Raw genomic sequence first — 21,356 nt, 5'->3', positions numbered from 1 at the left:
CCAGTTAACTCGGAATCTTTATATACGCCAGAGGAATAGGTCGGCGCTTTCTTAGAACGCAAAGATAAGGTAGGAGTCTATGAACAACAATGCCCTGACTAGATAATTTCCGACTGGTTTAAAAGCGTTTGGTTATAACGCCTGGGAGTAACCAGCCTTGAATTGAACCATCACGACCACAGGTAAAGAGAATAGAGCCTGGGTATGCATTAACCGGAGCAGACACAGATGACGCAAACATTAGCTTTTATCGGACTTGGCATCATGGGTTCGCGTATGGCAGCGAACCTTCTGGACAAGGGCGACGTCAACCTGATCGTCTTCAACCGATCGACTGAAGCCGAAAAATCTCTGAAAGATAAAGGCGCAAAAGTCGCCGATTCGGCGGCCGACGCCGTTCGGCAGGCGGATGTGGTCTTCTCAATGCTCGCCTCTCCTCCCGTTGTTCAGGACATGGCCCTCGGCGAGGATGGATTTGTCAGCGCCATGGCGGAGAATGCCCTCTGGGTGGATTGCTCCACTGTGAACCCATCGTTCACCGAGTACGCCGGAGAAGTCGCCAGAGCTCAAGGCATTCGGTTCATGGATGCCCCGGTTGCCGGCACCCGTGAGCCGGCTGCAAGCGGCGAACTGACCTTCCTGGTTGGCGCCGACGACGAGGACTTTCAATCGGTAGAGCCGCTCCTTCAAACCATGGGCAAGAAAATTGTGCACGTGGGCCAGGTCGGTCGCGGAACCGCCTTCAAAATGCTGGTGAATGCCATGCTGGCGCAGTCCATGCTCGCCTTTGCCGAGACCACTTTGTTGGGCGAGAAACTGGGGTTCTCAAGAGATTTCCTGATGGACACACTGCCAAACTTACCTGTGACTCCGCCCTTTATCGGCGGCAAGGCCGAGCTGATCCGCAATGGGGACTTTGACGCCCAGTTCCCGCTCGAGCTGATGCACAAGGACCTGCACTTGTTGGAGCAAACGGCCTACGAAGTGGGTCAGCCGCTGTATCTGGCCAACCTGGCCAAAGAAGTCTACGGCAGTGCCAGCAGTAGTGGCTGGGGCCGCAAGGATTTTGCGTCGGTGTTTGAGTTTCTCAACCGGCACTGACTCGGCAGTTAACGTTGGCGCACATCTTCCACTACTATCAAGATAAGTGGGTGCGAGGATGACGTTGACGTGGGACTGTCGATCAAGACAACAGAGTTTGCGCCGGAAGAGTTTGAACGTTTTGCCGCCAAGGTCAGGACGGATCTTAAAGCACTTACTCGTCTTCTGAACCGGCCCGGCTTTGGCGAAGGCGCAAGCTCTATCGGAGCGGAGGTAGAGTTCTACATCGTAAACCCGGACCTGCGCGTTCAACCCATCAACACGGAAATCGCCGCCCGCGTTCAGGACCCTCAACTGACGGTTGAGCTTAACCGCTTCAATCTCGAATACAATCTCAGCCCCCAGGCTTTCAAGGGCTCTCCCTTCGCCAGAACAGAGCAGGAGTTGCTCTCTGCGATCCAACGGATCAACCAGCACGCCGCATCACTGGATGGAGAACTGGTGCCGATCGGCATTCTGCCCACGCTTCGCCAGTCTGATATGGGTGCGAAGGCAATGACAGACGAGCCCCGCTATCATGCGTTATCCAAAGCGCTGATCCAGCAACGGGGAGAGCCATTCAGCATCCATATTGGTGGCAACGACGTTATCAATCTGGAAGCTGACGACGTCTACATGGAAGGAGCAAACACCTCCTTCCAGCTTCACTGGCGGGTGCCCGCACACCGTTTTGCCGATTACTTCAATGCGGTCCAACTGGTCACGCCGGTTGTCCTCGCTCTGGCCAGCAACTCACCCAGCCTGTTTGGCCACCACCTGTGGGACGAAACCCGCATTGCCCTGTTCAAGCAATCCATCGACAGCCGATCGCCCAACCATAAAACCTGGCGCCATCCGCCACGGGTATACTACGGCAATGGCTGGACACGCAGCGCCTGGGAACTCTTTGCCGCCTCGGCATCGCTCTATCCGCCCATCATTCCACTGATGTCGGAGGAAGACCCGATGGCGGTGATTGATCGCGGTGATGTGCCGAAACTGGCTGAACTGCGACTGCACCAGGGAACCACCTGGCCCTGGAACCGTGCCATCTACGACCATACCGAAGGCGGCCACCTGCGCATCGAGATTCGCTCAATGCCCGCAGGCCCTACGGCTGCTGATATGTGTGCGAACGGGCTGTTCATAATTGGCGCTGCGCTGGCAGTCCTTGATGATATTCATCATCTGACGTCGATACTTCCCTTCCATTACACGGAGCACAACTTCTACCGCGCCGCGAAATATGGCGTTGGCGCAGAAATCATATGGCCACACAAGAATCAGGTTCAGTTGCAGGATACGCCCCTGTTAACCGTGGCCCGGGATCTGCTACCCCGCGCCCGGGACGCACTGGCACAAACAGCCGTGGACGAGTCAGAAATTCACCGCTTGCTGGGAATTATCGAAGGCCGCATTGAAACCGCCATGTCGGGCGCCCGGTGGCAACGCCAAATCACCGAATCCCTGTTCAAATCCCTGAGCCCCGATGAGGCCTTCCAGACCATGCTCTCCCTGTACATAGCCAACCAGAAGACAAATACGCCGCTCCATGAATGGACATTGTCGCCGTGAGTAACTCGAACGTCCTCGATTATTTGAATGATCCCTCCCCCCGGACCCTGGGCCGCTCCGCCCTTGAGTGGTTGGACCAGCTACAAAAGCCCACGATTATTCGTGTTGCTGGTCGTGATCGCTCCCGGACCCGAGCCATGGCAACGCTGCTTCACGGCAATGAGCCTTCTGGCCTGCTTGCGCTTCATCGATGGCTGCTCGAACAGCACACCCCGGCAGTTAACATGCTGTTTCTTCTGGGCGGTATCTACCCTGCGAAGATTCCTCCCACACTCTCATGGCGACAGCTTCCTGACGGACGTGACCTCAACCGATGTTTCAAGGAACCGTTCGAGGGAGAAGAAGGGGCGATTGCCAGGGCCATGCTGGTAGAGCTCCATAACGCGAAGCCCGAATGCCTGCTGGATGTTCACAACACCTCAGGTTCAGGCCCTGCGTTCGCCGTGTCCATCACCAATGACGCGGCGCATCAGGCACTGACATCGCTCTTTACCGACCGCCTGATCATAACGGATCTACGCCTGGGGGCGCTGATGGAATATTCCGAGCAGGAGGTGCCCACAGTAACCATCGAGTGTGGTGGTTCCCAGGACGAACAGGCACATGAACTGGCCTATGAGGGACTCGTCCGGTATTGCTCAAGGCCAGATGTGTTGTCACTGGAAAAAGCGGACTGGGACGTCACCGTACTGCGCAATCCGATCCGGGTGGAACTGGCGCCTGAAGCAACCATAGAATACCGCCTCGAGCCCACCGGCCACGCCGACCTGACCTTCCCCCCCGACATTGAACATCGTAATTTCGGAATCGTGTCTCCGGATGAGCCCCTGGGGTGGGTTGGCAAAAAAGGCCTCGGCATACTCACCGCGATCGGCCACAACCGAAAAGAGAACATGACACAGGTACTTCAGGTCAGGGATGGGAAGATCTACCCCGCCCAGGCCCTCAGGACCTTTATGATTACCACCAACCCGGTTATTGCGAAGAGTGACTGCCTGTTTTATGCGGTCAAGGCAACGGGGGAGCCATTTTTTGACGCCAAGCGAAGCGGCGGCTCGTCACGGACTTCCGTCTTACGCGAATTGATATGTGATTCTCGGTGCGGTCGATGGATCTACCAATATTGAGGATCGTTGAATGCCTCAACGCAACACGCCTGCCCCAGTGGGAGCTTAATACTGCCGCCATCCAACGACTGCCCCAGCCACCCCTCTGGATGGGTTAATTTAAATGGCGCTTCCGCAACCTCTTGAGGTACGTGCTCGAAACCCACTTTTGAATAGTAGTTCGGATCACCGTAGGTAAAAATGAGTTCGACACCCCGTTCACGCAAGTGGTCAATGCCAAAGTTAATCAGTTTTTGACCAACGCCTTTCCCCTGATGGTCTATATCAACGGCTACCGGTGACAACATGAAAGCGTTTACGCGGGAGCCGAACGACAATCTCGTGAAAAAGGTACAGCCGACTATCTGCCCTTGCTCGGTAGCGATGAACCCGAAAATGTCATCGGTTTCGGCCCCATTCATCAACTCATGCACCAGATGCCCAATCAGCTTTCCCTCGGACTCACCTTCTGAATCAGAGAATGTCCGGGTAAACAGGGCCTCGATTTCCTGACGATCAGACTGGCTATACTTCGAGAATTTCATGGCTTGGGAATCCTATGGAGACCGACTAAGAACAGCTCGTATTTACAGATAATGCCAAGGTAACCGCTACCGGAACACCAGCGGAGGGAAGCACAAGCGGTATGCTTTTCGTGTCCGGTTGATCGACTGTTTAACTACCTTCACTCCTTGACCAAACATGCCGGTTAAAATAAGCCGGGCAAAAGATGGCAATCACAATGGTCATCAACGTTGCAATTGTCTCCAACCAATCGTCGATAGAATCATAGGTTGCACAAACCCAACTGCCCGGAGCATCAAAACATTGCTGAGGTGCAACCTTGGCCAGCACCAGCAGCAGAGGTATCACAGTTATTGCTCCAACGAGCATCGGAATGCCATACGTGACACAACCACTATAAAACGCAAATCGTACCGGTTCAGAAATGCCTTGCCATCGCGCATAAATGTAGGCCCATAAGACCGGCAACCATAGTAGAGCGATAATCCCCAACCCGACAGCCAAGAGGGTTATATAAAACTCTGTTCCCATTATTCTTCTCTGATTCCCTTCTAGTTGCAGCTAATGCCTGGCTCAAACTCCGATTTGGCGCCGCGAAGGGGCCGAAAATCGGTCGCATTAAAGCCAATTTTTAGCAGATTTTCTCGATTCTACACTTATGGCAAAGAGGATAAGTTTCGACATCACAATGCTCGATTTCCTTTGGTAACTAACGCTTGCAGAATGCGCGCCCATGTAATGGAGCCGAAGTCGCAATGTAATGCACGTCCGTTGAAGGGCCTTCGGCCAGGAACGAACTTGATGACTTTGTGTTTACCAATTTAGATCCAAACGTCATTCTCTGCCGTCTGGGTACCAGTTTCGTCGCCAGTGTTCACGACTCCACGTGGCTCGATAAGTAGAACCTTTGCCTCATGTTCCGCAAAAGGCTTGTGTTCAACGCCCTTCTGGACCACGTACATTTCGCCTTCAGATAGGTCCACATGCCCGTCTCTGAAATTGATTCTGAGGCTGCCCTCAAGGACTATAAAAGTCTCGTCTGTGTCTTTGTGATCGTGCCACACAAACTCGCCCTGGATTTTAACGACTTTAAACTGATAGTCATTCATCTCAGCGATGACCTTCGGTGACCATTGCTCATCGAAGAGGCCGAGCTTGTTTTTAAAATTAATCGCCTGATAGCCCATGTGAACTCCTTTTCAGTGACAGTTAATGCCAATATTAAACGGCACCCGACTAGGGCGCCCGGTAGACGCCCGCCAGGCCGGGAACGAACTACAACAGTTGGTTATGTGTTGCTCCCTGAGCCGCCGGAGTCCAACGCCTTTGCGGTCTTAATTTCGTGTACTTTAATTCCAATTACCCACCGAATGTACCGCAGGAACATTCCCAATGCTAAGGATCCTGAGATCAGCACCATTATGAGAATGCCGAAAAAACTCCTGTGGAGAACCAGAGTATTCAGGCTGCGATGTTTGGTAAAAATACACCGCCCAAACTCCAATCATCGGGAGCCCCAATACCAACGAGAAAACCCAAAACCATAGCCAGCGGGTGATCAAAACCGGAAGGATCAAGAGGGAGGCTGATATTGCAAGAACGATCTCAATGCTCATTCAGTAGCCACATAACGCCGAAAAAAAGCGGCGGCCCGACAGGGCCGTCCGGTGGAGGCCGTAGGCCGCAACAAACTTAATTGATTTGTTAAGTGGCTGGACATTCACCATCCAAAGTATCGGTCGGCACACTGGCCAATTCACTGGGAGCCGGGAACGCTTTTTTGAACGTGAAAGCCTCGGCGGTTGGTCCGTGCTCTCGCAAGATGTTCAGCTTTTGCGCCGCTTCGTCGACTGAGGGAATGTGACCGGCAGGCACCCACCAAAGAACCATGTATGCCTCTCCCATTTTGAGGAACCACTCTTTCTTGCGTCGCATGATCTCGACGTGGGCAGACCGATACACGTAATTATGCAAAGCCTCAACTGAGTCCCAGAGAGAAAGATTTACGATCTTATCGGAGCCGAAATAATCAATGCCGGTGGCATCACCTTCGTCTGTTTGCAAGCGCCAGACGAAACCAGGGGAGTCCTCAGCCAACGCGTTGATCCTGTCCAAATTCGCGACGAAATCTGAAAGCTGAGGCGAATCGATTGGAGCCATTAGTGTGGCAATGTTGAGCTGGGCAATCTGATACTTACTCACAGTTTCCTCCCTGAAAACACTTAACAGCTAATTATACGAACGCGTTCGTAAAACTCCATTCAAACGCGCTCAAGAAAAACAAACTTCTCTATTAAAAACAATTTCTTGAGCATCATTTACCACGGTTACCGTCGGAGTTATACGCCCTCCCCTGAGTCACTCCGGCTCCCGCCATAGCCGTATAACTCCGCCTTTCCTTTTCTAACTTCTCAAACCTATCAGATAGTTACCGTCATTTCTCATGTGATTGTTGGAGTTGTGCGGCAGCGACAAATTCGTCGTCAAACTCCTGAACTGTTTTTGGGGTGCGCAGCCCGGTTGACGAAGGCTTCTAACTCTCCCAGTTACTGGCTGGAATTCGCTTAACGTGAATGTGGCTGATAAGCCGGATGGTGGGGCGGATCAGGAACTGGAAGCTGCCAATGATAAACAGCCAGATGGCCGCTTTCTCGTATTCCGGGAAGAGGAACAGGATGCTCCCCACCAGAAACCAGATGGCGATGAAAAAGTCGTTGATGATGCTGACCACTTCGTAGCGGCGCCGGATGATGAGCTCTTCCCTGCCGAGCTTCAGGGTCAGGGGGTTATCGGTGCGGTTTTCAACCATTCGTCTGGTGGTCTCCGGTCCGGAAGGAGCGCGGCGGAAGCCGGGTTCCGCCGCGATTGGGATTATTGCATGTCGTTGAAAGCAGCGTCGGTTCTCGCTGCCAGGATAAAGTCGTTCTTGTGCAGACCGCCGATTTCGTGGCTCCACCAGCTCACTGCAACTTTGCCGTACTCCAGAACAACCACGGGGTGATGGTCTTCTTCTTCGGCAAGTTCGCCAATTTTGTTGGTGAGTTCCAGGGCCTTCACAAAGTTTTTAAGTTTGTAGACCTTATGAAGCTGTTCTTCCCCGTCAATTTCCAGAATTTCCCAGTCTGGAACCTCTTTATGCAGCTGCTGCTTTTCTTCCTCGGTCGCCTTGCTTGCGTTCGGGCTGCAGGCTTCACAGCTGTGTGCTTTCAGGTCACTCATTTCAACCTCCATGGTTGATGGCTGTATTACAAGCGTGGGTCGTGCCCTTCGCTTTATCAACCCTTCTCTTGAAATCCGGCCGCTTTCCGAATACTGTATATTTAAACAGTATTTCGAGAGTTTTCATCATGAGCGAGCTTCTGAACACGCTGATGCAGGATGCCCGTGTCTGGCAGGGGCACCGCCACACCCAGACTACACAGCCTGCGGAATCAACCGGTTACCAGGTGCTGGATAACCAGCTCGGCGGCCTGGGCTGGCCCCGGGGCGCACTGAGCGAATGCCTGCTGGATGCACCGGGTATTGGCGAGCTGCATTTGCTGCTGCCTCTTATGCAACGGGTGTGCAATGAGGGCAAAAGCGTGTTCTGGCTGAATCCGCCACATACGCCTTATGCCCCTGCCCTGGCCCGGGAAGGCGTCAATCTGGACCAGGTGGTACTGATCCATACCGACGATGAAGGCGACTCTCTGTGGACACTGGAGAACTGCCTGCGCTCACCAGTAACCGGCCTGGTGATGGCCTGGCCGGGAAAGCTGGCCTCACGGGAAGTCCGTCGCCTGCAACTGGCCGCCGAAGCCGGGAGCAATGTGTGTGTGCTGTTCAGGGAACGACGTTACGCCGGGCAGAATTCTCCGGCTGCCCTGCGGCTGGAGCTGGAACCGGGGGAGCAGCAGGATCTCAAGGTGAATGTGCTCAAGCGCCGGGGGAGCTGGCCCGGGCAGCGCTGTTCACTGGCCATGGCCCAGCGGGCCGATCTCTCCTTCCGTGAAACCACCCGGGTTGTCCGGGGCCCATGGTCGGGTTCAACCGGGTAATAACGCTCCATGCTCTGGCTGTATCTGCATTTCCCGCACCTGGTGCTGGACCATATTCGGCGCACCCGTGAAGATGAGGGCGCCCTGGTGGTGGTTGAAGGCTCTGGCCAGAAGGTGATCCAGGCCTGCCCGGACGCCAGGAGCCAGGGTATTCGTAGCGGCATGCGCCTGAAAACCGCCATCAGCCTGGCGCCGGATCTGGGCATGGTGCGGGCCGATGAAACCCAGGAAGCCAGGATTCTGGAAGATCAGGCCCGCTGGCTGTACCGCTATGCGGCCCATATTGTGCTGGTGCCGCCCGATGGTCTGTTAGCCGAAATTGGCAGCCTTCAAAAACTGTATGGCGGGCTGCCCGCCGTTTGGCAAACCGTGGAACAGGGGCTGAATGAGCGCCAGCTGAATGCCTGGATCGGTATTGGCTATACCCCTTTGGCGGCCCGGCTGATTGCCCGCGCCGGCAAGGGGGAATGCACGGCAGACAAAGGCCACATTCTTCGAAGCCTGAGCCAGATGCCCCTGCTGGCAGCGGAATTCAACGAGAAAGCCTGTACCCGTTTGCGGCGCCTGGGGCTGAACACGCTGGGAGAGGTGTTTGATTTACCGCCCGGCGAACTGGCGCGGCGCCTGTCTCCGGAGTTACTGGCTTACATCCAGAAAATCCAGGGCACCCGGCCAGATCCCCGCACGCCCTGGCAGCCGCCCCACTCGTTCCGGCAACAGGCGGATTTTGTGCAGGAAATAGAACACACCCAGGGGCTGCTGTTTCCGCTCCAGCGCATGCTTGTCGAACTGGAAGAGGATCTGTGCTGGCGCCAGCAGGATACCGACAGCCTGCGGCTGGTTCTTAAGCACCGGCATGCGGAACCAACCCGGCTGCAGATTCGCACATCCGGGCCGGAGCACCGGGCCGATCATTTCCTGAACCTGGTTCGTCTGCGGTTGGAGCAACATTCCCTGAGCGCCCCGGTTATCTCCATGGTTTTGCTGGTGAAGCGTTTCCTGTCACGGGAAGCACCCTCCGGGCAGGATCTGCTGGGTGAAACCCAGGATCTGAATGAAGCCTGGCATACCCTGATCAGCCGGCTGCAGGCGCGTCTGGGCGATCAGGCTCTCAGGCAGCTCTCGCCCCAGGCGGATCATCGTCCCGAACGGGCCTGGTCGGCCTCGGAAGTTCTGCGTAAAACCGGAACGCCGCTAGTACCGGCAGCAGAACTGCCCAGGCGGCCGCTCTGGTTGTTAAAAGGCCCGCAACCGCTGACCGAGGCGCCTGTTACCTGGTTTTCCGGGCCTGAGCGCATCAGCGGTGGCTGGTGGGATGGCCAGCGCGTGCACCGGGATTATTACATTGCCCAGTTGAGCAGCGGCCAGTTGGCCTGGGTCTTCCGGGATGCCCGGGAAGGCTGGTTTGTGCATGGGTGGTTTGGCTGATGTCCGTGCAGCAGTATGCAGAGCTGTTTTGCTTCAGCAATTTCACCTTCCTCACCGGGGCCTCTCACCCCCACGAACTGGCTGAGCGAGCGCATGAGCTGGGCTACACCGCCCTGGCCATCACCGATGCCTGCTCCGTTGCCGGCATTCCCCGGGCCTGGGCGGCGCTGGCAGAAAGTCCTGTAAAACTCATTACCGGCAGCTGGTTTGAGTTGTCGGATGCCCCCGCCGGCGCCACTCAGCCCCGCTTTATCCTTCTGGCCCGCACGCGCAAAGGCTATGGCCAGCTTTGCCAGTTGATCACTACCGGCCGCCGTCGGGCTGAGAAAGGCCATTACCAGCTGTTTTACCGGGACATTGAAACCCACACCCTGAATGACTGCCTGTGCCTGTGGCTGCCCCCATCGCCTACCGAAGCGGATTCCGATCAAGCGCTGGCCTGCGGCGAGTGGCTGGCCCGCCTGTTTGATCCCCGGATCTGGATTGCCGCGGCCCGCACCCTGGAATCCGGCGAGGAGCAGCGGCTGGCGCGGATACACTGGCTGGCCGATCAGCTGCGCATTCCCGTGGCTGCCGTGGGCGAGGTGCACATGCACAGCCGGGAGCGCCAGCCGCTGCAGGATGTACTGACAGCCCTGCGCAATCACACCAATCTAGAGAATGCCGGCCACTGCCTGTTCCAGAATGGCGAGCGATACCTGCGTCCCCTGCCCGTTCTGCAACGGCTGTTTCCGGAAGCCTGGCTGCATGAAACCCTGGCCATTGCCAGCCAGTGCACCTTCGAGCCCGGCAGCCTGCGCTATGAGTACCCGCCAGATCTGGTGCCGGAGGGTGAAACTCCGGCCGGCTACCTGAAACGGCTGACCCGCGAAGGCGAGCGCCGGCGTTACCCGGATGGCACACCACTGCAGGTTCAGAGCCTGATCCGCAAGGAGCTGGGCCTGATCTCGGAGATGAACTACGAGCATTACTTCCTCACAATCCACGATATCGTGGACTTTGCCCGCAGCCGTGGGATTCTCTGCCAGGGCCGGGGTTCGGCGGCCAACTCCGCGGTCTGCTACTGCCTTGGCATAACCGAGGTGAACCCGGCCCGGGTGGAACTGCTGTTCGAGCGGTTTATTTCGAAAGACCGGAACGAGCCGCCCGATATCGATGTGGATTTCGAGCACGAGCGGCGTGAAGAGGTTATCCAGTATATCTACCGGCGCTATACCCGTGAGCGCGCCGCCCTGGCTGCCACGGTGATCCGTTACCGGCCCAAAAGCGCCATTCGGGATGTTGGCAAGGCCCTGGGGTTTGATCCGGCCCTGGTGGAACAGCTGCTGGAAGGCATCGACTGGCGGGACAAGGCCACCAACTGGCGCCAGCAGATTCTCGACAAGAAAATCACCCGCAACCCACAGGTGGCGGACCAGTTCTTCACCCTGGTGAATACCCTGCTGGGCTTCCCCCGGCATCTGTCCCAGCACGTGGGCGGTTTCGTGATCAGCGCCGGGCCACTGGCCGAACTGGTGCCGGTAGAGAACGCTGCCATGACCGACCGCACTGTAATCCAGTGGGACAAGGACGACCTTGAGAGCCTGGGGCTGATGAAGGTGGATGTGCTGGCCCTTGGCATGCTCTCCGCCATTCGAAAAGCGCTGGAACTGATCAGCGATGAGAAAGGCCAGCCTTTCCGGATACAGGACATTCCCCAGGAAGACCGTGACACCTACGCCATGCTTCAGACAGGCGACAGCATCGGGGTTTTCCAGGTGGAGTCCCGGGCCCAGATCAACATGCTGCCCCGCCTGAAACCTGAAACCTATTACGACCTGGTGATCGAAGTGGCCATCGTGCGGCCGGGCCCCATCCAGGGTGACATGGTGCACCCGTACCTGCGCCGCAAGCACGGCCTGGAGCCGGTGGATTACCCGAACGATGCCGTGCGCAAGGTGCTGGAGCGCACCCTCGGTGTGCCCATCTTCCAGGAACAGGTGATCAAACTGGCCATGGTGGCGGCCGGCTTCTCCGCCGGCGAAGCCGACCAGTTGCGCCGGGCCATGGCGGCCTGGAAATCCCATGGCGACCTGACCCCGTTCCGGGAAAAGCTGGTCACCGGTATGCTCGAGCGTGGCCACGATGCCGACTTCGCCGAACGGCTGTACCAGCAGATCTGCGGCTTTGGCGGCTATGGCTTCCCCGAATCCCACGCCGCCAGCTTTGCCCTGCTGGTCTACGTCTCGGCCTGGATCAAACGGCACTACCCGGCAGCCTTCTACTGCGCCCTGCTCAACAGCCAGCCCATGGGGTTCTATTCCCCGTCACAACTGGTGCAGGATGCCCGCCGGCACAATGTCACCGTGCTACCGCCGGATGTAAATGCCAGCCAGTGGGACCACACCCTGCAAGGCGAAAACCGCCATCTGCGCCTGGGCCTGAGAATTATTCAGGGCCTGTCCGTTTACGGCGCCGAGCGTATCCACCAGAACCGGCCAGCAGAGGGCTACCGCTCTGCCAGCGAGCTTCGCCGACTGGCCGCCCTGAACCAGCGGGATATGGAGCTGCTGGCCGGGGCCAACGCCATGCCGGGCTTCACCGCCAATCGCCACCAGGCTTACTGGCAACTGCTTGATCACGAGCAGCCCACGGAACTGTTCGCTGAAGAGACCGCTGTCGACTATCAACCGGACTACTGTGAGCAATTACCGGAACCCTCCGAAGGCCAGAATGTGCTGGCCGACTACGCCAGCCAGGGCCTCACCCTGCAGCGTCACCCTCTGGCGTTACTGCGGGACCAGGGCCATCTGAAGTTCTGCCTCAGTGCCGAACAACTGAAAAGTACCAAAGCCGGCATTCCGGTGCAGGTTGCTGGCCTGGTCACTGGCCGCCAGCGTCCAGGCTCCGCCTCCGGCGTCACTTTCGTCACTCTGGAAGACGAAACCGGCAACGTGAACGTGGTGGTCTGGCTGGAAACAGCACGGCGGCAGCGCAAGCCGTTACTGACTGCGCGATTGCTGCATGTGAAGGGAGTTCTGGAGCGACAGGGGGACATTGTTCATGTGATGGCCGGGCGGCTTTCGGACCTCAGCCACCTGATTCAGTCGTTACCCGTGAATTCCAGGAATTTCCATTAGACACAAAAACCCCGCACAGAGGCGGGGTTTTTGTACTGCGGGCCGATAATCAGCTCAAAAGCTTTATCATCACACCAGCAGCAACCGCAGAGCCAATAACGCCGGCCACGTTCGGGCCCATTGCGTGCATCAGCAGGAAGTTCTGCGGGTTGGCTTCCAGGCCCACCTTGTTGGAGACCCGCGCTGCCATCGGCACCGCAGATACACCGGCAGAACCGATCAGCGGGTTGATCTGCTCTTTGCTCAGCTTGTTCATCAGCTTCGCCATCAGAACACCCGAGGCAGTACCCACACCGAAGGCCACGATACCCAAGCCCAGGATACCCAGGGTCTGGGCGTCCAGGAACTTGTCTGCCATCAGCTTGGAACCAACGGACAGGCCAAGGAAAATGGTCACGATGTTGATCAGAGCATTCTGGGCCGTGTCGCTCAAACGCTCGACCACGCCACACTCACGCATGAGGTTACCGAAGCAGAACATACCGAGCAGCGGTGCCGCATCCGGCAGGAACAGAACGACCGCAATCAGAACCACCAGCGGGAAGACGATCTTCTCTTTCTTGCTGACCGGACGCAGCTGCGTCATCTTGATCTTGCGCTCTTCAGGAGAGGTCAGCGCCTTCATGATCGGCGGCTGGATCATCGGCACCATGGCCATATAGGCATAGGCAGAGACCGCAATCGCACCCAGCAGGTGCGGCGCCAGAACGCTGGCAACATAGATGGAGGTTGGGCCGTCAGCACCACCGATGATGCCAATGGCAGCCGCTTCCAGAATGTTGAAATCCAGAACACCGGTCCAGTCCAGCAGGGCAGCACCGATTACGGTACCAAAGATGCCGAACTGGGCAGCAGCGCCCAAAAGCATCGTCTTGGGGTTAGCCAGCAGCGGACCGAAATCGGTCATGGCGCCCACGCCCATGAAGATCAACAGCGGGCCAACGGTACTGCCGATAACCACGGAGTAGAAGTTATACAGCATGCCATTGCCGTAACCGAAATCCTGGGCCAGGGAGTTGGCCATCGCCATTTCGGAGTAGCTGGCCTCTTTTACGGCCACCTTGAAGGCTTCTTTCAGCTCGGGCGTTACTGCCTGCCCGGCCTGATAGGCAACATCCAGAGGAGCGGCCAGGGCGGCCAGAATCTGGCCTGCCTCATTCTTCAGGGCAAAGTGGATAGCATTTTCCGCCGCAGTCAGGGCAAGGCCTGCCTCCGGAATATTCGCCAGGATGCCGCCGAACCCGATGGGTACCAGAAGCAATGGCTCAAACCCCTTGCGAATGGCAAGGAAAAGAAGAAGAAGACCGATGGCGATCATGATCACCTGGCCGATCTCGATGTTGAACAGGCCACTGCCTGTCCAGAGCGTCATTAATTTATCCATGGAATGCTGGCCCTTATGCGATTGTCAGCATTTCATCATCAGGAGAGACGGCATCACCGACCTTGATGAAGACTTCGCCGATTGTGCCGGCTTTCGGCGCGCGAACCTCGGTTTCCATTTTCATGGCCTCGAGGATAATCATTACATCGCCCTCTTCCACGGTTTCACCCGGAGAAACCAGAACCTTGAAGATGTTGCCGCCCAGCGGTGCAACCACAGGCTCGCCTTCACCCGCTGCGGGTGCCGGAGCTGAGGAAGCAGCCGGAGCGGAAGCGGCACCGCCCTCGCCCTGAATCTGGCTGATCTCTCCACCTTCGGAAACGGCAACCACAAACTTCTTGCCATTCACTTCAACGGTGTAGGTCTCAGGGCCTTCAGACTTCGCGGCCGGAGCAGCGCTTTCAGCGGTCGGAACCGGCTCGAACGCATCCGGGTTGTCACGGTTTTCCAGGAACTTCAGGCCGATCTGCGGGAACAGCGCGTAGGTGAGAACGTCGTCTTCAACGTTGTCAGACAGCTTGATGCCCTTCTCGTCGGCCAGCTTCTTGAGCTCGTCAGTCAGCTTGTCCATTTCCGGCTCAAGCAGATCCGCCGGACGACAGGTCACAGGCTCTTTGCCATCCAGAACACGCTCCTGCAGTTCCTTGTTCATCGGCGCCGGTGCAGCACCGTACTCGCCTTTCAGGATCGCAGAAGTTTCTTTGGAGATGGACTTGTAGCGCTCGCCGGTCAGAACGTTCAGTACCGCCTGGGTACCGACGATCTGGGAAGTCGGGGTTACCAGCGGGATGAAGCCCAGGTCTTCTCGAACCTTGGGAATCTCGTCCAGAACCTGATCGAACTTGTCGCTGGCGTTCTGCTCACGCAGCTGGTTTTCCATGTTGGTGAGCATGCCACCCGGTACCTGGGCAATCAGGATGCGGGAATCGGTGCCACGCAGGCTGCCTTCGAATTTCGCGTACTTCTTACGCACCTGGCGGAAGTAAGCGGCAATTTCTTCCAGCAGGTTCAGATCCAGGCCCGTATCACGGTCTGTACCCTCAAGAATCGCAACCACGGCTTCAGTGGGCGAATGGCCGTAGGTCATACTCATTGAGGAAATCGCGGTATCCACGTTATCGATACCGGCTTCCGCCGCCTTGATGGCGGTGGCAGTCGACATGCCGGTAGTGGCGTGGCACTGCATGTGAATCGGAATGTCCAGCTCTTTCTTCAGACGGCTGACCAGATCATAGGCCACGTACGGCTTGAGGATACCGGCCATGTCCTTGATCGCAATGGAGTCCGCACCCATGTCGGCAACTTCTTTCGCCAGCTCTACCCACATCTCGATGGTGTGCACCGGGCTGGTGGTGTAGGCAATGGTGCCCTGGGCATGCTTGCCGGTCTTGCGTACGGCCTTAATGGCACGATCCAGGTTACGGGGATCGTTCATCGCATCGAAAATACGGAATACGTCAACGCCATTTTCAGCGGCACGCTCACAGAAACGGTCCACCACATCATCCGCATAATGACGATAGCCCAGCAGGTTCTGACCGCGCAGCAGCATCTGCTGCTGGGTGTTGGGCATGGCTTTTTTCAGCTCGCGGATGCGCTCCCAGGGATCTTCGCCCAGGTAGCGAATGCAGGAATCAAAGGTAGCGCCACCCCAGGATTCCAGGGACCAGAAACCTACCTTGTCGAGTTTCTCGGCAATTGGCAGCATGTCATCCAGCCGCATACGGGTGGCAAGCAGGGACTGGTGGGCGTCACGCAGGATAACGTCCGTAATCCCCAGCGGTTTCTTTGTGTCAGTCATCGTGTCAGCCTTCTGTTTAAAGGTTCTAGTCTTTTACCGGTTCACTTCTTGTGGCGGGACCGGAATTGTGCAATCGCCTTCTTGATGGCCTCGGCGGTGTCAGGGTCAACCGACGCGGGCGCCTTCGGCTTGGCACGTGGCGTTTTGGCCGGGGTTGCCGGCTCTGGCGGCGCAAACCGTCCTATGAGCTTGGACATGAGGAGTGTCGCGAACACCAGAATAATGAGGAACACGAATACAAACCCCATTCCGGCAATCATCAGATCGACGGCTTGTGACATCAGGTCATTCATATCGAACAGCTACCTGTATTGATTTATATTTCTCCCGATCTGTGCCCGGACTGACCAGTTAGACTAAGGTCTAACACGCTTCCGCGACAATTCGGGGGGCAAAATCCTGCGTAATTTACCGTTTTCAGGGTGCCCGGGCAACCTGAATGCAAAAATCTATACGGGGTTTCCGAGCGTCGCGGCCCGAAAAGACACGCATTTATACAGACGAAGCAATTCTCATTCAGGCATATCGAACGCGTATTTTCCGCCCCTTGACCTTGCCACTTTCGAGCCTGGCCAATGCCTTAGCTGCAAGCGACTTCTCTACCGCGACAAAACACTGATGATCAAACAGATCAATCTTGCCGACAGCTTTGCCAGGCAGGCCTGCTTCGCCCGTCAGGGCACCCAGGACATCGCCAGGACGGACCTTGTCTTTGCGACCACCGGCAATGCACAGGGTCTTCATGGCGGGCACGACAGATTTCAGCGGCGTCGCCAGGAGTTTCTCTGTGTCTCCCCATGTCACGCTGCGGCCTCTTTCGGACTCAATGCGGGTAATCTTGTGCCCCTGGGCCGGCGTGCAGAAGGTAACGGCATGACCCTGCTCCCCCGCCCGGCCGGTGCGCCCGATCCGATGGGTATGAACTTCAGGATCCCGCGCGGGCTCGGCGTTGATAACCAGGGGCAGAGACTTTATGTCGAGGCCACGGGCAGCCACGTCGGTGGCAACCAGGATGGAGCAGCTCTGATTGCCAAAGCGCACGAGCACGCTGTCTCGATCCCGTTGCTCCAGATCGCCATGCAAAGGCAGCGCAGAGAAACCCCGCTCACCGAGTTCCGCCGCCATGTCGTCGCACTGCTGTTTGGTGGTGCAGAAAACGATGCAGGACTCGGGCTGACGCTCGGAAAGCAGCGCTACGATGGCATCCGATTTGGACTGTGGCGACACTTCGTAGAACAGCTCTTCAATGTCCGGGTTGTCACCGGTGTCCTCGGCCCGAACGTCTACCGGGCTTTTCTGGTACTGCTTGCTCAATTCACGGATGGGCGCCGGCCAGGTCGCCGAAAACATCATGGTCTGGCGTGATGGCGGAGTCTGGGACAGGATGTCTTCCATCGCTTCCTGAAACCCCATATCCAGCATTCGGTCCGCCTCATCAAGCACCACGGTTTTAAGCCGCACCAGCGAGAGGGTCTGCTTTCGCAGGTGGTCCTGAATCCTGCCCGGGGTACCCACAACAATGTGAGCGCCATGGCTCAGGGACCCGATCTGGGGGCCGATGGCAACACCACCACACAGAGTCAGCACCTTGATATTGTCCCGGGCCCTCGCCAGCTCACGGATAGCTTTGGCGACCTGGTCTGCCAGCTCACGGGTCGGGCACAGCACGAGCGCCTGAACCGCGAACAGACGGGGATTGAGCCGCTCAACCAGGCTGATGCCAAACGCCGCCGTTTTTCCGCTACCGGTTTTGGCCATGGCAATGATGTCTTTTCCCGCCAGCCCCGGGGCAATGGCCTTCGCCTGAATCTCCGTGGGTTGGGCAAACCCCAGCTGGTTAAGGTTCGAGCACATGGCGGTAGACAGGCCAAAGTCGTTAAAAGAAGACATAGAAGAAAATCCCGGATTCAGCGGAAGCTGGTTATGAAGGCAATAATGAGGGCGTATACTAGGCCGAAATGATACCAGAATATGCAACGAAAGAACGGAGTTACTGATGGCATCCCTGCAGGATCAATTGCTGAAGGCCGGCCTTGCCGACGAGAAAAAAGCCAAGGCCATTCGCAGCGAAAAACGGAAGAAAAGAAAGCAGCAACCCAAGGGGGCTGTGGAAGTTAACGAGGCCGAGATCCGTGCACGTCAGGCCCGTGAGGAAAAAGCAGAGCGGGATCGCCAACTCAACCTGGAGCGCCAGCGCGCTGCCGAAAAGAAAGCCATCCAGGCCCAGATCCGGCAATTGGTAGAAACCAACCGGCTGGACCGAAGCCGCGGCGAAACCTCCTATCAGTTTGTTCATGACAAAAAGATCAAGAAGCTCTTCGTAGACGACACTATGGTCGATCAGCTATCCCGCGGCCGCCTGGCAATTGTTTTCGTGAACGATAACTACGAGATTGTGGCGGAAGGTGTTGCCCGAAAAATCATGGAGCGGGATGAGAGCGCCGTGGTGGTACTTCATGATCGCAAACAGGACGATGCAGGCGAGGATGATCCTTACGCAGGCTACGAAATCCCTGATGATCTGATGTGGTAACGCACTACTCAACCGCAGATACACCCTTTTGGTACTACATGCACCCGGGAAATACATAGGTACTACTCATAACCCCAAAACTTCTGACTTGGCCTATACTTTAGTTATATCCATAGAACGAAGGGGATTAACCATGAGAGTGAAAAAATCATTGAGCTTGATAGCTGGCGCCACGTTACTGGCGTCTTTGGCCAGTATGCCGGTTGCCGCCCAATCGGACGACCAGGTTTTCGGACGGGAACTGATGACCCAGCAAGAGCTGCAACAGCACCGGGAAACCATGCGCAACCTGAACACCGACGCCGAGCGTGCGAAGTACCGCCAGCTCCACCATGAACGGATGATGGAACGAGCCAGAGAGCGTGGCGTTGAGCTCAGGAACGGCATGGGACAGGGTTCCGGACAAGGCATGGGTAAAGGCCAGGGCATGGGCCAGAAGAACGGGCAAGGCATGGGCCAGGGTATGGGCCAGCAAAATGGGCAAGGCGCCGGGGGTGGCGGTAACGGCAAGAATCAGCAGTATAAGATGAAAGGATCAAACAGCCAGTAGTCGGACATTGCTGTTCCGGGCCACAAAAAAGCGGGGCTGATTGTCAGCCCCGCTTTTTATTTGCGCCTTTTACCTCGAGATTATTCAGGCATTGCGTAGACGCTTACGCGCCCACAAGCCGCCCATCGCCATCAGCACCAGGCCCGGCAGAACCGGATCGAACGGAGCACCTGGTTTGCCTGCGGTGCAACCAAAGATGGTACCGCCGCCACTACTGGACGCTGCAGTGGGCTCTTCAGGCTCGGGTTCAACCGGAGTATCTGGAATCATCGGATCATCAACTGCACCATTCAGACCGGTAACCCTGAACGTGAAGCTACAAGTCGTACTCACACCATCACCAGTACAGGTTGGCCAATTGGCAGCCGCGCCCACTGAAATTGTGGGGTTGATATTGACGTTGGCGAGATCTTCAATCGGGCCTTGAACATAACCGGCAACGCGTTCATATGCCGCTTCATCAGCCAGAATCGTCGCGTTTACAGCCTCAAGAGTTTCGAACGAGCCGTCTGCCAACTCATACAACCCATCCTCACCCTCATCAGACCTCCATGTAGCGTAGAGGGAGCCGTCTGAAGTATTGAGCACTTTCGGAGGTTGATTAGCCCACTCGGCGAAGGCATCAATGGCTACAGCCTCGCCATCGATCAGGACTTTGAAACCCTCGCCCGTATTGTTGTAATCGGCAACATACAGGCCAGCAGCAGAAGACTGATTCAATGAAATTGCATCAGGTACAGTATCTTGGGCATCCCCCTCACCCAAGGTATCCACAATTGGCCCTACATCATCGGCTACGCTCGGGTCGAAGTTAATGCTGTTGGGATCCCATCGATCAGCGAGAGTATCTACCGTATTGTCGCCATCGGCATCTACCTCAACTGTCGTACTAAAGACTTTTTCATAAGTCTGCCAATCCGGCGCGGAAGCCGTTCCGGCGTTATAAGCCAGAAGGATCGAGTCGTTGGCCGGATTACCGTCGTGATCAATAAACCATCCCGTGGGCGTTTCGCTCAGCGTCCGCCAATCACCAAACAAAGAACTGTACTGCGTGGCAATGGTGCCATTGGTTTCAAGCACATCTCCATCGGCAGCCGTTCCTACCGATTCCGTGAAAGGCGCAACTTCGGTACTGAAGAACGGAAGGCCTTCCACTTTACTTCCGCCAAAAAGACCACCGGGGTATTTGCCAACCGGCCCGATGCTAAGCTTGTCATTACCAGCGAAACCAAAGCCGAGGCCATCACCAACAGATGAACGCATAAACTCGCTTCCAACCCCAAAACCGAGCTCGAAACGGATCGCATTCAAATCACCGCCAACCGAATTGGAGGCGTCGGTAAGATTGGAAAACTTGCCAATCACCCGGTAGAGACTTACAGAATCATCGGCTGACACGTCGACAACGATGTCGATGGGACCATTGGTTTCGGTTGTTTTGAGCTTGAAACGCTTTCCGGAATCAGGCGGGGCTGTACAGTTGTCGCCGGGGGCACGATCGGGCTGGGCCATCAGGCAACCGGCAAAATCGTATGTCTGCTGGGCGGTGAACGGCTCGTTATAGACCTTGATCCCCAACCCTACATTGCCAAAATCGTTAACCGGATCGAGCCACCCAAAGCTGGCAGTTCCCTCTGTATCGGTATACACCAGGGTTTTACCTTCAACCGGTGGAACCGCAAGGTTTTCTTCGTTCACTCCCTCCATCGTTGCCGCAACAGCCACACACGGCAGGCCAATCATGGAACAAAACACGGCGCTAGCAAGTCGATTTCTCGCAAAATCATTTTTTGTAGTAGTCATAATGCTTTCCCTAATGCAGTTCAGAAAATCCAAAACATAGAGCAGTTCAAGATTACCGTTCATTCACAATCGTAAAGCACAAAAACTGATAAGCAAATGCTTTTTAGTTACAACTAGTAGAACAATCTAGCACGAACAGTTCTCATGCTTTTGCCAGAAGCGCAAAGGTGCAACATCGCGATCGGCCGTATACTCAGCCATGAGACCCCCACCAACAGGAGTCTCATGACAATTACCTGTGAAAGAAAACTCCATAACACCACTCGCAGTTGCAGCCAGTCGTCCCTGTCTAGCCACCAAATCGATAGGTGTGACTTTTTGTCGCACGCTCAAAGTCGAGCAGACCTCAATACCAATCAGGCAGTGTTCACCCTCGAGTCCTTGTAGGCTCACTGCTTAATGATTTTTTATTTCG

The 21,356-nt window shown here is 56.3% G+C and carries 19 protein-coding genes; 8 read left to right on the top strand and 11 right to left on the bottom strand.

The features are described 5' to 3' along the window. The first annotated feature begins 228 nt into the window (after positions 1 to 228). The 3 genes from HP15_RS06745 to HP15_RS06735 all read left to right on the top strand — a co-directional run bounded on the left by HP15_RS06745 (position 229) and on the right by HP15_RS06735 (position 3,782). A complete protein-coding gene (locus HP15_RS06745; RefSeq protein ID WP_014576773.1) occupies positions 229 to 1,101 on the top strand; it encodes an NAD(P)-dependent oxidoreductase in 873 nt (290 codons plus the stop codon). Between the two features lie 69 nt (positions 1,102 to 1,170). Further along, positions 1,171 to 2,655 carry a glutamate--cysteine ligase family protein gene (locus HP15_RS06740; RefSeq protein ID WP_014576772.1) on the top strand — a complete coding sequence of 495 codons (1,485 nt, stop codon included), beginning with the start codon at positions 1,171 to 1,173 and terminating at the stop codon, positions 2,653 to 2,655. Beyond that, positions 2,652 to 3,782, top strand: coding sequence for a M14 family metallopeptidase (locus tag HP15_RS06735; RefSeq protein ID WP_227499719.1), 1,131 nt, complete (start codon positions 2,652 to 2,654; stop codon positions 3,780 to 3,782). The genes HP15_RS06740 and HP15_RS06735 overlap by 4 nt, the downstream gene beginning before the upstream one ends. Here HP15_RS06735 and HP15_RS06730 read toward each other — a convergent pair. The 6 genes from HP15_RS06730 to HP15_RS06705 form a co-directional block, all read right to left on the bottom strand. After that, positions 3,770 to 4,306: a GNAT family N-acetyltransferase gene (locus HP15_RS06730; RefSeq protein ID WP_014576770.1), complete on the bottom strand. Its 537-nt coding sequence runs from the start codon at positions 4,304 to 4,306 to the stop codon at positions 3,770 to 3,772. The two genes, HP15_RS06735 and HP15_RS06730, sit on opposite strands and share 13 nt — an antisense overlap. A 130-nt stretch (positions 4,307 to 4,436) precedes the next feature. Beyond that, entirely contained in the window at positions 4,437 to 4,817 is a 381-nt protein-coding gene (locus HP15_RS06725) for a hypothetical protein (protein ID WP_041645154.1), read from the bottom strand. A gap of 290 nt (positions 4,818 to 5,107) precedes the next feature. Continuing rightward, positions 5,108 to 5,473, bottom strand: a complete 366-nt coding sequence (locus HP15_RS06720; RefSeq protein WP_014576769.1) for a cupin domain-containing protein — start codon at positions 5,471 to 5,473, stop codon at positions 5,108 to 5,110. A gap of 517 nt (positions 5,474 to 5,990) precedes the next feature. After that, positions 5,991 to 6,488: a DUF3291 domain-containing protein gene (locus HP15_RS06715; protein WP_041645153.1), complete on the bottom strand. Its 498-nt coding sequence runs from the start codon at positions 6,486 to 6,488 to the stop codon at positions 5,991 to 5,993. Positions 6,489 to 6,819: 331 nt separating this feature from the next. Further along, on the bottom strand, positions 6,820 to 7,095 hold the full coding sequence (locus HP15_RS06710; RefSeq protein WP_014576767.1) for a YrhK family protein: 276 nt from the start codon (positions 7,093 to 7,095) through the stop codon (positions 6,820 to 6,822). A gap of 62 nt (positions 7,096 to 7,157) precedes the next feature. Then, positions 7,158 to 7,505 carry a 4a-hydroxytetrahydrobiopterin dehydratase gene (locus HP15_RS06705; protein ID WP_041645152.1) on the bottom strand — a complete coding sequence of 116 codons (348 nt, stop codon included), beginning with the start codon at positions 7,503 to 7,505 and terminating at the stop codon, positions 7,158 to 7,160. Positions 7,506 to 7,633: 128 nt separating this feature from the next. Here HP15_RS06705 and imuA point away from each other — a divergent pair, with 128 nt between their 5' ends. From imuA to HP15_RS06690, 3 genes are read left to right on the top strand one after another with little or no spacing between them, the layout of a single operon-like run. Then, a complete protein-coding gene (gene imuA, locus HP15_RS06700; RefSeq protein ID WP_014576765.1) occupies positions 7,634 to 8,323 on the top strand; it encodes a translesion DNA synthesis-associated protein ImuA in 690 nt (229 codons plus the stop codon). Between the two features lie 9 nt (positions 8,324 to 8,332). Next, positions 8,333 to 9,751 (top strand): Y-family DNA polymerase, encoded by a 1,419-nt coding sequence (locus HP15_RS06695; protein ID WP_014576764.1) that lies wholly within the window; start codon positions 8,333 to 8,335, stop codon positions 9,749 to 9,751. Next, positions 9,751 to 12,870 carry an error-prone DNA polymerase gene (locus tag HP15_RS06690; protein ID WP_014576763.1) on the top strand — a complete coding sequence of 1,040 codons (3,120 nt, stop codon included), beginning with the start codon at positions 9,751 to 9,753 and terminating at the stop codon, positions 12,868 to 12,870. Before HP15_RS06695 ends, HP15_RS06690 begins: the two co-directional genes overlap by 1 nt. A 49-nt stretch (positions 12,871 to 12,919) precedes the next feature. Here the strand turns inward: HP15_RS06690 and HP15_RS06685 are convergent, their stop codons facing one another. From HP15_RS06685 to dbpA, 4 genes are all read right to left on the bottom strand, one after another. Further along, a complete protein-coding gene (locus HP15_RS06685; RefSeq protein ID WP_081449825.1) occupies positions 12,920 to 14,254 on the bottom strand; it encodes a sodium ion-translocating decarboxylase subunit beta in 1,335 nt (444 codons plus the stop codon). Positions 14,255 to 14,267: 13 nt separating this feature from the next. Then, the gene (gene oadA / locus HP15_RS06680; RefSeq protein ID WP_014576761.1) at positions 14,268 to 16,055 is read right to left on the bottom strand and encodes a sodium-extruding oxaloacetate decarboxylase subunit alpha; all 1,788 of its coding nucleotides are present in this window, start codon (positions 16,053 to 16,055) and stop codon (positions 14,268 to 14,270) included. Between the two features lie 41 nt (positions 16,056 to 16,096). Further along, the gene (locus HP15_RS06675) at positions 16,097 to 16,348 is read right to left on the bottom strand and encodes an OadG family protein (RefSeq protein WP_008172126.1); all 252 of its coding nucleotides are present in this window, start codon (positions 16,346 to 16,348) and stop codon (positions 16,097 to 16,099) included. A gap of 223 nt (positions 16,349 to 16,571) precedes the next feature. Further along, positions 16,572 to 17,945, bottom strand: coding sequence for an ATP-dependent RNA helicase DbpA (gene dbpA, locus HP15_RS06670; protein ID WP_014576760.1), 1,374 nt, complete (start codon positions 17,943 to 17,945; stop codon positions 16,572 to 16,574). Positions 17,946 to 18,051: 106 nt separating this feature from the next. Between dbpA and HP15_RS06665 the strand changes: the two genes are divergently transcribed. Continuing rightward, on the top strand, positions 18,052 to 18,588 hold the full coding sequence (locus HP15_RS06665; RefSeq protein ID WP_014576759.1) for a DUF2058 domain-containing protein: 537 nt from the start codon (positions 18,052 to 18,054) through the stop codon (positions 18,586 to 18,588). Positions 18,589 to 18,721: 133 nt separating this feature from the next. Next, complete coding sequence (locus HP15_RS06660; RefSeq protein WP_146162220.1) at positions 18,722 to 19,138, top strand: hypothetical protein; 417 nt, start codon at positions 18,722 to 18,724, stop codon at positions 19,136 to 19,138. An 84-nt stretch (positions 19,139 to 19,222) separates the two neighbouring features. Here the strand turns inward: HP15_RS06660 and HP15_RS06655 are convergent, their stop codons facing one another. Next, positions 19,223 to 21,004 carry a choice-of-anchor F family protein gene (locus tag HP15_RS06655; protein WP_014576757.1) on the bottom strand — a complete coding sequence of 594 codons (1,782 nt, stop codon included), beginning with the start codon at positions 21,002 to 21,004 and terminating at the stop codon, positions 19,223 to 19,225. Positions 21,005 to 21,356: the final 352 nt, after the last annotated feature.

The sequence above is a fragment of the Marinobacter adhaerens HP15 genome, assembly GCF_000166295.1.
GTDB lineage: Bacteria > Pseudomonadota > Gammaproteobacteria > Pseudomonadales > Oleiphilaceae > Marinobacter > Marinobacter adhaerens.
This window is presented reverse-complemented; position numbering and strand designations above follow the sequence as displayed.

What these genes read in the sequence shown, in the direction of transcription:
- HP15_RS06745 (WP_014576773.1), top strand. Translation starts at nt 229, where the DNA reads ATGACGCAAACATTAGCTTTTATCGGACTTGGCATCATGGGTTCGCGT.
- HP15_RS06730 (WP_014576770.1), bottom strand. Translation starts at nt 4,306, where the DNA reads ATGAAATTCTCGAAGTATAGCCAGTCTGATCGTCAGGAAATCGAGGCC.
- HP15_RS06725 (WP_041645154.1), bottom strand. Translation starts at nt 4,817, where the DNA reads ATGGGAACAGAGTTTTATATAACCCTCTTGGCTGTCGGGTTGGGGATT.
- HP15_RS06720 (WP_014576769.1), bottom strand. Translation starts at nt 5,473, where the DNA reads ATGGGCTATCAGGCGATTAATTTTAAAAACAAGCTCGGCCTCTTCGAT.
- HP15_RS06710 (WP_014576767.1), bottom strand. Translation starts at nt 7,095, where the DNA reads ATGGTTGAAAACCGCACCGATAACCCCCTGACCCTGAAGCTCGGCAGG.
- HP15_RS06705 (WP_041645152.1), bottom strand. Translation starts at nt 7,505, where the DNA reads ATGAGTGACCTGAAAGCACACAGCTGTGAAGCCTGCAGCCCGAACGCA.
- imuA (WP_014576765.1), top strand. Translation starts at nt 7,634, where the DNA reads ATGAGCGAGCTTCTGAACACGCTGATGCAGGATGCCCGTGTCTGGCAG.
- HP15_RS06695 (WP_014576764.1), top strand. Translation starts at nt 8,333, where the DNA reads ATGCTCTGGCTGTATCTGCATTTCCCGCACCTGGTGCTGGACCATATT.
- HP15_RS06690 (WP_014576763.1), top strand. Translation starts at nt 9,751, where the DNA reads ATGTCCGTGCAGCAGTATGCAGAGCTGTTTTGCTTCAGCAATTTCACC.
- HP15_RS06685 (WP_081449825.1), bottom strand. Translation starts at nt 14,254, where the DNA reads ATGGATAAATTAATGACGCTCTGGACAGGCAGTGGCCTGTTCAACATC.
- oadA (WP_014576761.1), bottom strand. Translation starts at nt 16,055, where the DNA reads ATGACTGACACAAAGAAACCGCTGGGGATTACGGACGTTATCCTGCGT.
- HP15_RS06675 (WP_008172126.1), bottom strand. Translation starts at nt 16,348, where the DNA reads ATGAATGACCTGATGTCACAAGCCGTCGATCTGATGATTGCCGGAATG.
- dbpA (WP_014576760.1), bottom strand. Translation starts at nt 17,945, where the DNA reads ATGTCTTCTTTTAACGACTTTGGCCTGTCTACCGCCATGTGCTCGAAC.
- HP15_RS06665 (WP_014576759.1), top strand. Translation starts at nt 18,052, where the DNA reads ATGGCATCCCTGCAGGATCAATTGCTGAAGGCCGGCCTTGCCGACGAG.
- HP15_RS06660 (WP_146162220.1), top strand. Translation starts at nt 18,722, where the DNA reads ATGAGAGTGAAAAAATCATTGAGCTTGATAGCTGGCGCCACGTTACTG.
- HP15_RS06655 (WP_014576757.1), bottom strand. Translation starts at nt 21,004, where the DNA reads ATGAACGGTAATCTTGAACTGCTCTATGTTTTGGATTTTCTGAACTGC.